Source organism: Bradyrhizobium sp. DOA1 (assembly GCF_001593325.1).
Lineage (GTDB): Bacteria > Pseudomonadota > Alphaproteobacteria > Rhizobiales > Xanthobacteraceae > Bradyrhizobium.
Genome location: NZ_JXJM01000001.1, coordinates 6,589,607 through 6,603,029, shown reverse-complemented (window position 1 = coordinate 6,603,029; position 13,423 = coordinate 6,589,607). Strand labels below are relative to the sequence as shown.

At 65.2% G+C, this 13,423-nt stretch carries 13 protein-coding genes; 4 read left to right on the top strand and 9 right to left on the bottom strand.

Annotated elements, in window-relative coordinates:
* Nucleotides 1–179: 179 nt before the first annotated feature.
* From SE91_RS30525 to SE91_RS30515, 3 genes are all read right to left on the bottom strand, one after another.
* Nucleotides 180–1,367 carry a pyridoxal-phosphate-dependent aminotransferase family protein gene (locus tag SE91_RS30525; protein ID WP_061850295.1) on the bottom strand — a complete coding sequence of 396 codons (1,188 nt, stop codon included), beginning with the start codon at nt 1,365–1,367 and terminating at the stop codon, nt 180–182.
* 106 nt (nt 1,368–1,473) lie between these two features.
* Nucleotides 1,474–2,205 (bottom strand): thermonuclease family protein, encoded by a 732-nt coding sequence (locus SE91_RS30520; RefSeq protein ID WP_008565183.1) that lies wholly within the window; start codon nt 2,203–2,205, stop codon nt 1,474–1,476.
* Between the two features lie 157 nt (nt 2,206–2,362).
* Complete coding sequence (locus tag SE91_RS30515) at nt 2,363–4,093, bottom strand: hypothetical protein (RefSeq protein WP_061850294.1); 1,731 nt, start codon at nt 4,091–4,093, stop codon at nt 2,363–2,365.
* Nucleotides 4,094–4,542: 449 nt separating this feature from the next.
* Here SE91_RS30515 and SE91_RS30510 point away from each other — a divergent pair, with 449 nt between their 5' ends.
* A complete protein-coding gene (locus SE91_RS30510) occupies nt 4,543–5,391 on the top strand; it encodes a caspase family protein (protein ID WP_008565188.1) in 849 nt (282 codons plus the stop codon).
* Nucleotides 5,392–5,600: 209 nt separating this feature from the next.
* Here the strand turns inward: SE91_RS30510 and SE91_RS30505 are convergent, their stop codons facing one another.
* Complete coding sequence (locus SE91_RS30505; protein ID WP_060737448.1) at nt 5,601–6,494, bottom strand: efflux RND transporter periplasmic adaptor subunit; 894 nt, start codon at nt 6,492–6,494, stop codon at nt 5,601–5,603.
* 272 nt (nt 6,495–6,766) lie between these two features.
* On the opposite strand from SE91_RS30505, the gene SE91_RS36695 reads away from it, so the two are divergent.
* The gene (locus SE91_RS36695) at nt 6,767–6,907 is read left to right on the top strand and encodes a hypothetical protein (protein WP_156489864.1); all 141 of its coding nucleotides are present in this window, start codon (nt 6,767–6,769) and stop codon (nt 6,905–6,907) included.
* 16 nt (nt 6,908–6,923) lie between these two features.
* Here SE91_RS36695 and SE91_RS30495 read toward each other — a convergent pair whose 3' ends face one another.
* On the bottom strand, nt 6,924–8,039 hold the full coding sequence (locus SE91_RS30495; protein ID WP_061850292.1) for a lactonase family protein: 1,116 nt from the start codon (nt 8,037–8,039) through the stop codon (nt 6,924–6,926).
* Nucleotides 8,040–8,444: 405 nt separating this feature from the next.
* Here SE91_RS30495 and SE91_RS36690 point away from each other — a divergent pair, with 405 nt between their 5' ends.
* The gene (locus SE91_RS36690; RefSeq protein ID WP_008565197.1) at nt 8,445–8,621 is read left to right on the top strand and encodes a hypothetical protein; all 177 of its coding nucleotides are present in this window, start codon (nt 8,445–8,447) and stop codon (nt 8,619–8,621) included.
* A gap of 83 nt (nt 8,622–8,704) precedes the next feature.
* Nucleotides 8,705–8,827, top strand: a complete 123-nt coding sequence (locus SE91_RS38115; protein ID WP_008565198.1) for a hypothetical protein — start codon at nt 8,705–8,707, stop codon at nt 8,825–8,827.
* Between the two features lie 102 nt (nt 8,828–8,929).
* On the opposite strand, the gene SE91_RS30490 is transcribed toward SE91_RS38115, so the two are convergent.
* From SE91_RS30490 to SE91_RS30475, 4 genes are all read right to left on the bottom strand, one after another.
* Complete coding sequence (locus SE91_RS30490; protein ID WP_061850291.1) at nt 8,930–9,886, bottom strand: MBL fold metallo-hydrolase; 957 nt, start codon at nt 9,884–9,886, stop codon at nt 8,930–8,932.
* A gap of 35 nt (nt 9,887–9,921) precedes the next feature.
* The gene (locus SE91_RS30485; protein ID WP_082813874.1) at nt 9,922–11,685 is read right to left on the bottom strand and encodes a DHA2 family efflux MFS transporter permease subunit; all 1,764 of its coding nucleotides are present in this window, start codon (nt 11,683–11,685) and stop codon (nt 9,922–9,924) included.
* Nucleotides 11,682–12,725 (bottom strand): HlyD family secretion protein, encoded by a 1,044-nt coding sequence (locus tag SE91_RS30480; protein ID WP_061850290.1) that lies wholly within the window; start codon nt 12,723–12,725, stop codon nt 11,682–11,684. Before SE91_RS30480 ends, SE91_RS30485 begins: the two co-directional genes overlap by 4 nt.
* Nucleotides 12,726–12,791: 66 nt before the next feature.
* Nucleotides 12,792–13,423: FAD-dependent oxidoreductase (locus SE91_RS30475; protein ID WP_197489543.1), on the bottom strand; the 632-nt coding region annotated here is incomplete at its 5' end.

Here is a 13,423-nt window from a genome sequence, read left to right as displayed (position 1 = left end):
GAATAGGAAGAGAAGGCACGTCCACCTTATATCGCCCCGATTCCACGAAATGCCAGCGCTGCCGCGCCCCGAACACGTCTTGTGGCCGTGGGTGCCGGATCAACGCCCTGCGCTGACAACGCTGCGCGTTGCCAGAGCTGCTCTTGTCCGGGACGACAGCGCCGTTTGTAGTTTGCGCCTTACACCGCGACCTCTTCACCGAGATATGCGACGGCTGCCTCCAGCCCGCCCTTGCCATGCGGGATCTTCAGCGCGTTGAGACCGATCTCGATCACGCCGAGCGTGCCGAGCAGCATTGGCGCATTGACGTGGCCCATATGGGCGATGCGGAAAGCCTGGCCCGAGAGGTCGCCGATGCCGGTGCCGAGCACGACGCCGCACTTCTCCTTGCAATAGCGCTGCAGCACGGCCGGGTCGTGGCCGTTGCTCATGGTGACCGTGGTCACGGTGTTGGAGCGCTCGCGGGCTTCCGCGACGTTGAAGCCCAGCACCTGGCCTTCCGACCATGCGCTGACTGCACGGCGTGCGGCCTCGCCGAGCAGGCTGTGGCGGCGGAAGGCATTCTCCAGCCCCTCCTCGTGCAGGAGGTCGATGGCCTGGCGCAGCGCGAACAACAGATGCACCGGCGCGGTGCCGGCATATTTGCGATAGTGCTCGGTACCCTCGCGCTCGCTCCAGCTCCAATAGGGCGTCGCCATGTTGGCGGTCTTGTGCACCTCGAGCGCACGCGCATTGGCGGCGACGAAGCCGAGGCCCGGCGGCGTCATCAGGCCCTTTTGCGAGCCGGACATCGCGATATCGATGCCCCATTTGTCCATCTCGAACGGCATGCAGCCGAGCGAGGCCACGGTGTCCACCATGTACAGCGCGGGATGGCCGCTCGCCTTGATCGCCTTGCCGATCGCCTCGATGTCGTTCTGTACGCCCGAGGCGGTGTCGACCTGGACGACGACGACGGCCTTGATCGAGTGCTCCTTGTCGCGGCGCAGGCGCTCCTCGACCTCGTGCGGCCGCACCGCGCGGCGCCAGTCGCCCTTGAGCACCTCGACCTCGGCGCCCATCAGCGCTGCGGCGTTGCCCCAGCCGATCGCAAAGCGCCCGCTCTCCAGCACCAGTACCTTGTCGCCGCGCGACAGCACGTTGCTGAGCGCCGCTTCCCAGGCGCCGTGCCCGTTGGCGATGTAGATGTAGGACTTGCCCTTGGTCGCAAACAGCTTCGAGATGTCGCTGAGCAGGCTCTCGGTCAGATCGGTCATCTGCTTGGAGTAGATGTCGATTGCCGGACGGTGCATTGCCCGCAGCACCTCGTCCGGCATCGTGGTGGGCCCGGGGATGGCCAGAAATTCCCGGCCCGCGCGAACGGTCATTGCTGTTGGTCCTTGTTGCTGGTGGACAGGCTGATGGGTTGCTGCATCCCGTTTTACGCGCCGCGAGCACGCAAGAAAAGCGCACAAAACGCAGGTCTGGAGTGGGCTATCGCTTCGTCTCGCGGCAGCCGGCGGCCTCTGCTTCCTCGACCGAGCAGAACCAGCGGGTGCCCTTGCTGATCTTCATCTTGATCTGGGTGTACCAGCGGCTGGTCGGCTGGTGGTAGATGCATTCGCCTGATGTGTTGACGTTGCCCTTGATGGTGCAGTCGGGCGAGGGCGCGACCGGTCCGGAGGCCGAGGCGAGCAGCACGGCATGAGCTCCGTCCGGCGGCTTGGTGGCGCCCAGGATGGTGGTCTTCTTGTTGCGCACGCGCCAGTCCCAGGGCGCGATGAAGGCACCCTGCCACATCCCGGCTTTTGCTTCACGCGCGGCAGCCTCGTCGGGCTCGTAGTCCTTGGAGATGCGGGTGTAGGCCAGCGCCCAGCCGTTGCGCACCAGCCATTTCTGGATGTCCTCGCCGCCGACCTCGCACCGCGCCACGGTGCGGCCGCGCCGGTCGATCGACCTCGTGTGGCAGACCCAGTTCTTGCCTTCGGCATATTTGGCGAGCTCGTCGCGCGCGGCGACGCCGCAGGTCCAGCGCTCGGACTTGGTGTTGAGGCAGAGCTGGTCGACCGCGGGCGCGTCGATGCCGCCGAGCCGGATCCGCGCGTTCCCGATCACCACGGCATCGCCGGCGCGCACCTTTGCCATACCGGCGATGTCGGCGGCCTCGGCCAGTGAGGGCAGCGACAAGCCGAGCAAGGACAGCGCAATCAGGATTTTTCGCAACATGCCGGTCCGCGTGTGAAGAAAATCTCGATAGACGTCGCAATTGTGGTCGGCTTTTGTCCGGCCGGCCAGCATATGCCTAACGGTTAGGCTTTCAACTTCCCGTCATCTCGGGGGCGAATAGCGAGTGGTGATTGGTCAATAGGGACGCGATCCCTCGCTACTCGCCATTCACCATTCGCCGCCTCGCTATTGCGAGGCCCATCAGAACGAATGCCGACGTCACCTCGGGCCCACCCACCAGGATCCGCGTCGGCGTCTTCATCTTGTTCCATTCATAGGCGCGGAACGGACCGCGACGGCCGCCTTCGCCGAGGCTCGCGACGATCACGTTCAGCGCGGGTGCGAAGGCGCGCGGATCGGCGCCGAGATGGCCGAGCGCGATCAGCGCCAGCGCTGCGTCGAACACGTTCATCTCGGCGGCCATCAGCTCGCCCTTGACGTAGGACAGCACGCGGTGGCGGATGAAGTCGAAATCGCCGGCGGGGTCGATCGCGGCCTGGGCCGCCAGCGGCAACGACAGGAACGCCGCATAGCAGCGGCCGAAATAGGCACTGTAGAGCTCCGGCAGATAGTAGATGTGCGAGCGCGGATTGGCGAAGGCGCCGCTGGCCGCCAGGCGCTTCTGGAAGCCGATGATGCGATGCACGGTGGCGAGCCGCGCTGGCGTCTCCAGAACTTTCCAACGCGCCAGATTGCGGAAGCTGACTTCGAGAATGTCCAGATTGAGCGTGGGATCGAGATCGTTGCCGTAGGGACGCTCGCCCGCGAGATTGTCGATCCAAGTTGCAACGCCGCCCTCGTAGTCGATGTTGTCGTTGAGCGGCACCGTCACGCGCGGCGCGTTGACGCCGGCCTGCACCTGGTAGCCTGCGTAGAAATCCAACAGCGGCTGGTCGATGATCGCATCGGTGCAGCCGGCCTGCGTCGCTGCGGAGATCGAGCAGGCCGTGGTGTCGCAATCGGGCACGTAGATGCCGAAGCCGAGATCCTGCTTGATCTGGGCGAAGAAGCGGGAGAAGCGCGGATGCGGCGCCGGCGCAAGCGCGGTGATGACATTGAACCGCGCGCCACCCAAGCCCTCGACTTCCTCGCGGCTGATATTGACGCAGAAATCCACCATGTCGGCGACCGCGTGCTCCGCCGCGGTCTTGTCGGCGGACGAGGCGAGCCCGGTCTCGACATAACTCAGCAGCGCCTCGATGAAGAACGCGTCGTAATAGGCCGAGCGGTGGCGGATCTGCACCGGCTCCCACATCGGCTCGGCGATCCCTCGCCAGGGCGGATTGACAACGGCGGCCGCCTTCGAGCGGGCGATGAAGACGCGGGCGAGGTTGAACAGCAGCGAGGAGTTCTTGTAGCCGCGGGCGTTCAGCCCCGTGAGCGCCATGATTAGCTCGCGTCCGCGGAAATCAGGGTCGCCGATCAGGTTGAAGGCGGCATAGGTGGGCAGAAAACCGTTTCGGCGGTACGAGCCGAGCAGATGCTGCGCACAGTCGCGGATCACGCGGTCGATCCGCGACTGATCCGGCGCCGCGCCGACGAACATGGCCGGCGGCGGCCTCGGATGGTCGAGCGCGATGCTGTCAACGAGGTCGGCCACGGGCTGGCCGACGGCTGCCCAGTCCGGCTCCACCTCGTCCCGCGCACGGGCGAGCGCTTGGCGCAGCGCCATCAGCCTGGCTTCGTCGCGGAGCTCGGGCAGCCCGGCCCGCCGCAGCAGCACCCGCAGCGCGGGGTTGCCGAGCGCGGTCTTATAGAATTTGGCCAGGTGCGGATCGCCGCCGACAGGGCCCGACAAGACGGGATCGCACACGTCGTAAAGCGAGGGGCCGTCCTTCCGCGCCGTCAGCGCCCGGCAGGCGGCGCCGGCGAAATATTGAAAGCTCATGAAATACCTGGTCGCAGGGACTTTGGCGGGTCGTTTCACTGGTGGCTTGGCCAAGGGCCGGCCAGCGCGCCGACAGCCACACGCCACCCCCTGCAAGTCTTTGAAAAAGCTACCCGGATTCGCAGGAAATACAAATGTGATCGCCATCACGGAAAAAGGCGGCATGGAGGCTGCATGATCGATCTCCGGAAGGCCACGGGGAACGGAAAAATGCAGGAAGCTGGCCTGGAGGATTAACTAATACCTTCAGTGACTTAGCTCAAATTTTGAGCAATCTATTGCCGGGGCACCTATATCCGGTTAAGGGTTTGTTTGGTGCGGCGCCGCAAATTGCGCGCAATTCGGGGGCACTTCCCCGGCCAATCCCTCAAACCTAAAGACGCTATCGCGCTACTCAAACAGTGTGCGCGCGCTTGGCTGGTCTTTGGCACTGACAGGAATGAAGCGAGATGAATGTAAGGCAGCTCGACATTTCCCGACGCACGATCGCCCTTGCCGCGGCCCTCATCGGCACGGTCTCGCTGGTGATCGGCGCCCATGCTGCTCTGAACATGCGCGCGATCGATGCTGCCAAGGCCGTCTCGACCGACCAGATCACCGGCTCGATCGGCCAGACCTCGCGCCTGGCGCTGGTCATCGGCAATGGACATTACCCCGACGCCAACGCGCCGCTGACGCAGTCGATCAACGACGCCCGCGCGTTGTCCTCGTCCCTGCGCAAGAACGGCTTTGACGTCGACATGGTGGAAGACGCGACCAAGGACGACATGGTCCGCGCCGTCAACCGCCTGAAGTCCCGCATCAAACAGGACACCGTCGTCATGCTGTTCTTCGGCGGCTACGGCGTGCAGGCCGGCCGCGAGAGCTACATGCTGCCGGTCGATGCCGTGATCTGGAAGGAAAGCGACGTCCGCCGCCAGGGCGTCTCCATCGATGGTGTGCTCGACATGATGAAGGAGCAGGGCGCCAAGGCCAAGCTCGTCGTGGTCGACGCCTCCCGCCGCAATCCCTTCGAGCGCCGCTTCCGCTCCTACAGCCACGGCCTCGCGCCGATCAGCGCGCCCGACAATGCGCTGATCCTCTCCTCGGCCTCGCCCGGCAAGGTCGTCGACGACGGCAAGGGCGAGCACAGCGTGCTGGTCAGCGAGTTCCTCAACAACCTCAATGCGCAGGGCAGCGCCGAGAGCGTCTTCAACAAGACCCGCCTCGCCATCTCGCGTGCCAGCGAAGGCGATCAGGTCCCGACCATCTCCTCGTCACTGCTCGAGGATGTTCGTTTCGGCGAAGCCGGCGGCTAGTTTTCTTAGGTCTTACGACATACTGCGAAGTCTCGTGCTCCGGACGCGGCGCATCATGCAATGATGCGGCGCTGAGCCGGGGCCGATTTTTTGGGGCGCGCTGCGCCTGCAACGTCATTGCGAGGGGCTCTTGCGACGAAGCAATCCAGAATCCCTCCGCGGAAAGAATCTGGATTGCTTCGCTTCGCTCGCAATGACGATGGTGAATGCTACTTCGCCGCTTCCGCGCTTGCCATCACCGGGCGCACCGGATCGCCCTCGCGCAGCAGCGCGCCCGCGCGCGCGACGACGACGTCGCCCTCGTTGAGGCCGTCGCGAATCTCGATATTGCCGCCGGACATCAATCCGACTTCGACGCGCTTGGTCTCGACGCGATTGCGGCGGATCACCTGCACCACGGTGCCGGCCGAGGAATATTGCACTGATGTCAGCGGCACCGCGACGTTGCAGCTCTGCCCGGTCTTGATCAGCGCGCGCCCGCTCGCGTTGAGCAACAGGCGCTTCTGCGAGGAGATGCCGATATAGACCATGCCCTGCTGGATGTTCTGCTCGACGGTCGGCCCGATGCGGCGAATCTTGCCGTCGATGTCGCCGGAGCCGGCGATGCGCACGGTCGCCTGCTGGTTGACCGCGAGCTTGCGCATGTCGGTGGTCGCGACCAGGCCGACCAGGTCGTATTCGCTGCGCGCCACGATCGTGAACAGGGCCTCGCCCTTGGCCGATGCGAAATTGCCGATCTGTGCGGTCGAGGTGGCGATCACGCCCGCCACCGGCGCGGTGACCTGAAGCGTGCCGCCTTCCGGCAGCGCCAGCCGCGCCAGCACCTGGCCGGCGGTGGTGGTCTGGCCGGCTTCTGCCAGCACCTCCGTCACCTTCAGGCCGGGACGTTCGGGCCGTACCGAGCTTTCCTCGCGCGCGATGATCGAGCCGGTCGCCTCGACGATATCGGAGAAGCAGGATTTCGCGACCTTCAGCACCGTGACCGCCGGCCCCTTGGGAGCATCGTCCTCGGCGGCGCCGGCCGGATATGGGCCGAGGGCGAACATTCCGGCGATGGCTGCGGGAAACAGGCTTCGGGCAACGGCACGGGGTAAATGACGCATCGAAAATTCCACAGGGGTTCAAGCCCTTCAATCGATAGCAGATGGCAACGGGCCGGACCACGGCGCTGTTGCCTTTTGACAGGATGCCGCGCCGGCGCGCGCCGTTGCGGCAAGTCCTTGATTAGTCGCGGGATTGGAGATCAGGTTCGCTGCCTGCCAGGAGAGCGACGGCAGATACTCGCCGGCGGTCAGTTCCGGCGATCGCCGAGTGGCTGGCCCGTGGAACGATCGAGCAGGTGCAGTCCGGTACAGGCCGGACAGGGCACGGACACATGCGTGCGCTCGCCCGGCTCATCGTCAAGCCGATGCTGCACGTTCATGCCGGTCCGTGGGCACTTGAAGACGATCTGACGGTCCATGGCGGACGATATGGCGCCAAGGCCGGCCATTTGAAATTGCGGATCATTACGTAGGCCGGTCGACGCCCCGTCACGGCAGGCTCAGGAATTCGACCCAGTTCGGCTTCTTGCCGGTGGGATAGGATTTCAGCTTGGTGAGCGCGCCGCTGCTCTGATCAATCGCGTAGACCGTCATGCCGTCGGAAAGCTCGCCGACCGCGGCGAGGTAGCGCCCGGAGGGATCGATGTTGAAGCCGCGCGGCTGCTTCTCGGTCGGCACGCTGCCGATCGTGGTCAGCTTGCCGCTGCCTGCATCGATCCTGTAGGCGGCGAGCGTGTTCGTGGTGCGTTCCGAGGCATAGAGGAAGCGACCGTCCGGGGTGATGTGGATGTCGGCGGACCAGGGCTTGCCAGCAAAGCCCTCCGGCAATGCGGTGGTGCGCTGGATCTCGGTCCAGACGCCGCTCCTGGCCTCATAACTGAACGCGGCCACGTCGCCGTTCAGCTCGTGGACGAGATAGACGAACCTGCCGCTCGGGTGGAATAGGAAGTGCCGCGGTCCCGATTTCTCCGGCATCTTGATCGCCGGCGGATCGTTCGGCGTGAGCGTGCCCGCAATCGGGTCGTACGCGAAGCTCAGTACCTGGTCGGAGCCGAGATTGGTCGCGAACACGAATCGGTTATCAGGCGCAGGCAGGAACGCGTGCGCGTTCAGCCCGGTCGCAACTACCTGCTTCGGTTCGGCTGCGACGCCATTTGCCTGAAGCGGATTCAGCGCGACCTTGTTGCCGCCATAGGACGCGCTGAACAGGAACTTGCCGCTGCGATCGACCGCGATATTGGCCATGCTGTCGGCGAGCGGCCCGTTGCCGACATGACTGAGCCGCCCGGTTTTGGGATCGATCGCAAAACTCACCGCGAGATATGGCTGCGAGCGGATGCCGGCGATCAGCACGCGCTTGTCGGGCGTGATCGCGAGCGGCGTCGAGGAGCCGGGCTTTTCCACGCCGGGGAACGCAGCCGTCTGGACCGGTGTCATCTCGCCGCTCTCGGCCATCTTGAACACGCTGATCTCGTTGCTGTCGGCGTTGCCGACATAAGCGAAGGTTTCGGCCATGCCGGCGCGGACTCCAGGAATGAGGGCGAGAAGGGTGAGGGTGGTGGCGATCGCTGTGCGTGATGCGATGCGCAGGGGCGGTCTCGACATGGTCTCCTCCTCGACGCCAGTGCGGCATTGTCGTTTTGCCGTCGAGGATAGCGGGAGGCGCACCGCCGCAGCAAATTCCAGTTGGAATTGATCGATGCCGAAATTGTATCGGTCGCTGGATCGCTACCGCGCCGCTGTCGCCACGCCGCGGGAGGGCAGATGCGGGCCGGGCGGTTGGTTGGGCGGACCGAGCACGGACCATACGGCGACTGCGAGTAGGGCGCAGGTCAGGATGGTCCAGGCGATCAATCGTCTGCGCATCGGGCCCCGTCCGCCGGCCGAAATAGAGATGTCCCTGCCGTCATCGTGCACCGCTAACCGCGGCGATCCTATGACCTCGTTCACAGGCGAAGATGTCTCACGCGTAACTGCGAAACCAATGCCGCGCCAGTGCATTGAAGCATCATGCCCAGTGAAAACGATCTCGAAGGCAAGCCCGACATGGGCGGCAAGCATGGCGGTCAGAAAGGCCAGCCAAAGCCGCCGCCGCGCCCGCATGAGGGTGAGAACGACGCGGACGTCGTGGCAAAGCGCCACACCGGTCAAACCGATCGCGCCGCGCCGCCGACCAAACAAAAGTAGCACTGTAGTCGCGTCGGGAACGGCAGCGTCGCCTTGCCGTTACCTGAATCCGTGGGCGGTAGAGACGAAACGGAGGCTGGCACGTGTTTTGGATCTATTGGAACACCGCCTGGTCGCTCATCATCAGCGGCATCATGTTCGCCACCATTGTCAGCCATCCCGACGCCGAAATCGCCGAAGTACGCGCCGCAAAACGCCTGATGTAAATTCTTGCGGCGCCGCAAAGCGCGATGAGATCGGGACGATCGTCATCGCGCTTCAGGTCACGATCGGATCACGCTCTCACGTGAGGCGGACCCGTCCAGCGGTCAGTAGTCCCAGAACGCCGGGATCCAACGGAACGAATCGCCGTCCACTGCGACATGTCCAATCGAAGGGAAGGGCATGTGGGTGGCCACCAGCAATTCGCGGCTCGCGGCCAGCTCGCGCAGGAGACGGACGCGAACGCGCGCGGCCTCTTCGGGATCATGCTCGAAGCCGTTGTGCCAATCGGGATGATCGAAGCCGACCGTGAACACGGCATCGCCGGCGAATGTCAACCGGTCGCCGCCCGATGCCAGGCGGACGATGCTGTGCCCGGGGGTATGGCCGCCGGTGCGCGTGACCACCACGCCTGGCGCGACCTCGTGCTCCTCCTCGAAGGTGCGCAGCTGGTTGTGGTACTCCTTCGCGAACCGCTTGGCAGTCGCCCGCAGCGCGTCCGGAAATCCCGGCGGCATCGAGACGTGGGAGAAATCGGGGTCCTCCCAGAACTTGACCTCGGCAGCTGCGACGTGGATCCGCAAGTCGGGACGCAGCCCATCCTTCACCTCGTCGACGAGCAGCCCGCCAATGTGGTCCATGTGCATGTGCGTCAGCACCACGTCGGTCACCGAGCCGAGATCGATGCCAGCGGCCTCCAGTCGCTTGCTCAGCTGCCCGGCTCGCGGCAGATGCAAGTCCGGATCGGATCCCAGTCCGGCATCGACGAGGATGGTCTGCCCGCCGCTGCGCACCACGACCACGTTCAGCGCCCAATCGAACGCATCCGGCGGCAGGAACATGTCCTTCAGCCACGCCGCGCGGACCGCCGGGTCGGCGTTGTGGGCCAGCATCGCGCCCGGCAGCGTCAGCACGCCGTCGCTGATCACCATGACGTCGATCTCGCCGATCTTCAGCGCATAGCGCGACGGGACCAGCTCTTCGGGGGCCGGTCTGCTAGACTGTACAAGTTTGTGCAAGTTCATGTTCGTCTTCTCCTGGGTGTTGCGGATCGCCTGATTCATCTTGGTGCTCCTCTGTTTGCGCGCTGGTGGGATGTTCAGAGATTGCTGACGTAGCCTGGCGCGGCCGAGTCGAGCGCTCGACCTTCGCGTGATGATCTACCGGATCGGGTTTGCGGCTGCGCCAGAGCGATTGCCGTCGCTGTAGAGCGATTGCTGCCAAGGCATGCACCTGAGCATGCGACGGGGTCGATGATCCGTAGCGCGTCGATCTGCTGCGACTGCGCAACGCGTGCCTGAGCGTATCGGTGCAGCCCGAGCTTCACGGTGACCAACACGGGCACGGCGAACACGAAGAGCAGGGCAACGGCATTGAACGCGGTGTCGAAGGCGATCACCGTCGACTGGCGGATGAGATCGCCGTCCAGCAGGCTCGTGGCGGCGCGGCCGGCCAGCGTGTCCATTCCCCTCGCGCTGAGCATCGCGGCCGTCGAGGTCAGTCGTTCGCTGATTGCGGGAACGCCGGCGGTCAGATTGGCGCCGAGCACCGTCAAATTTCCGGCGGTGTGGTGCTCGATCAGGGTCTCGAGGCCCGCGACGCCGATGAGGCCGCCGAGTTGCCTGCTCGTGTCGAACAGGCCGATGCCGAAGGCGCGGTTGCCTTCGTTGAGATTGCCGAAGGCGATCAGGGTGATCGACAGGAAGAGGAAGCCGAGGCCGAGGCCACGCAAGAGGATAGCGGCCATCATGTCGTGTGTACCGCTTTCGCTGGTAGAGCCCGACAACATCCACATCGCAATCGTGATCAGCAGGATGCCGAAGGGGACCGTGGCGACGGGAGGGACGCGGCGGACCTGCATGAGGAAGGCGGCCACCAGCAGCGTGGCGATGAAGAACGCGCCGCTCGGCAGCAGGAGCAGGCCGGCATCGGTGGGCCTGAACGCCAGAACCGACACGGCAAAGGACGGGATCAGGAACGCGCTGCCGAACAATGCGGCGCCAGCAACGAAGCTGACGACGAAGGCGAAGCAAAAATCCTCACACTCGAACAAGGAGAAATCGAGCAGGCCTTTGCCGCCGGCGAGTACCTGCCTGCCGAGAAACGCCAGCAGCGCGGCGGCGCCGATCACCGTGAGCCAGAGGATGCCGGGCTCCTCGAACCAGTCCCATCGGCTGCCCTGGTTGAGGACGTAGGAGAAACAGAAGAGCGCGACCGATATCAGCCCGATGCCGATCCAGTCGATCGGGCGGCGCTGACGCATGACGGGCTTCGGGCCGTCGGCGATCAGCAGCAGGCCGGCAGCCGTCAGCGCCAGCGGAACGACGCTGAAGAAGATCCACGTCCAGGACCGGCTGTCGATCAGCCAGCCTTGCAGGGCCGGAGCAATCGTCGCGGGAGCGACGACCGATCCCATCGCAAACAAGGCCTGAAGGATCGGTTGCCGGGACCGCGGATAGGCATCGAAGATCGTTGCCTGACCCGTGACGAGCAGGATGCCGCCAGCGAGACCCTGAATCACGCGGAGCGCGATCAGCAGATCCAGCCGCGCAGTCACGATCGTCAAGCCACATGCGACGCCCATCACCAGGGTCGAGCCGATGATCAGGCGGCGGGGATCGGCACGGTGCACCAGCATGGGCGCCGTCATGAATCCGATCAGCTTCAAAGCCATGTAACCGACGTCGAGCCAGGCGAATTCGTCGGGCGTGACATGGACGTCGCCGATGATGTAGCCGCGCCCGAGTGACAGAACCGTGCTTGCGATCGCCTCCGTCAGCGTGGCCAGCACGATGCCTGCGACGAACAGGGCTCCCGCCGCGGACCGTTCGCGGGGAGGCGCGGCGGCGACGATCGCCGTCATGAGCCGCTTCCCTGATCGACGTCGACGCGCGCCGACAGCCCTGGGACCAGGCGGCCGGGCAGCTCATTGTTGATGAAGCGGATCTTCACGGGGACGCGTTGAACGACCCGAACGAAGTTGCCGGTCGCATTGTCCGACGGGAGCATGCTGAAGGCGGATCCGCTGCCCGGCGCAAAGCTGTCCACGATGCCGTCGAGCGCTGTGTGCCTGTAACCGTCGACGACGATGCGTACGCGTTGACCCGGACGGATTTGCTCGATCTGGGTCTCCTTGAAATTCGCCACGACCCAGACGTCCCTGACCGGAACGATGTCGAGCAGGGCAGTGCCTGGCGCAACCAGACGGCCGACACGGACCTGACGGTTGCCGATGACGCCATCGACCGGCGCGTGGACGACGGTGTTGTCGAGATCGATTTGAGCGAGCTCTCGTGCGGCCTGTGCCTGCGCCAACGCAGCGACGGCGGCTTCGCGCTGGCTGGCGAGGACGGAGATGCGCTGCCGCTGGGCCTCGATCGTTGCCTCCGCTGCGGAGACGGCCGCCTCGGCTTTCGACAATGCGGCGTCGCTCTCATCGACCTGGGCCTGGCTGACGGCGTTGGTGCGGATGAGCTCGCGGCGGCGGTCGGAGGCCTTGCGAGCCAGGTTCTTCTCGGCCGCGCTCGCGAGCCCCTGGGCTTCGGCCTGCCGGATCAGGGCATGCTGAAGCTGGATCTCCGCATCGACATTGGTCAGCCGGGCCCGCGCCGCTTCGACATTAGCGGCCGCCTGTGCGAGTCGCGCGCGGTGGTCCCGATCGTCTATACGGAACAGGACGTCACCCGCGTTGACAGTCTGGTTGTCCTGAACCTCCACGGCCGTGACGTAGCCCGCGACCTTCGGCGCGAGCGAGGTCACGTCGCCACGAATATAGGCGTTGTCGGTCGAGGTCTCGCCGGACCGAGCATAGGTAAAACCCACGGCCACGACCGCGACGGCGGCGAGGCACAGCGACAGGCCGATCGCCTTCTTGTTCAGATGCACCACGATACCCTCCTGCATTCGACGGCATGACGGCAAGCGGGCCGCGCTTCGGCGACGAAGCGCGGCCCGTATCGCGTGCTGGGCCTAGAGGAAGCCGGACACGTCGGTCACACGCTCCGGATCGGCCGAGGCGAGCGCGGCGGCGCGCTCGGCTCTGGGCGGATAGATCCAGACGGTGTTGATCTCCTGCTTGGTCTTCTTGGCGACGTCGCCGACCATCGTCACCTCGCGCTCCCAGCCGCGCGTGAACAGGGCGCCGGCGCCGCCAAGGTCGAGGCAGGTGACGTAACCCTTCTGGTGGTAGGGCCTCGTCGCAAGGCCGAGCAGCTTGGCCGCAGCATTGTTGCCGGCGAAAGCGCCCATCCGCGTCGCGTGCTGGCACGACATCAGCGCGTAATTGCCCTCGTCGTCGCAGGCGGCACGTGCCGCATCGCCGGCCGCGAAGACGCCCGGAACGCCGGACACCTGTAAGCAGCGGTCGACCAGCAACCGGCCGAAACTGTCGCGCTCGGCGGAAATCTGCGCCGTCAGGGGCGCGGCGCGCATGCCGGCCGCCCAGATCACGGTTTCGGTCTCGATGTGCTCGCCGCTGGACAGCGTGACGCCGGTTTTGTCGAGCGAGGCGACGCCGGCTCCGAGGCGGGTTTCCACACCGAGCTTGTCGAGGGCGACTGTGATGATGGGACGGGGACCTGCGCCCATGTCCGGCGCGATTT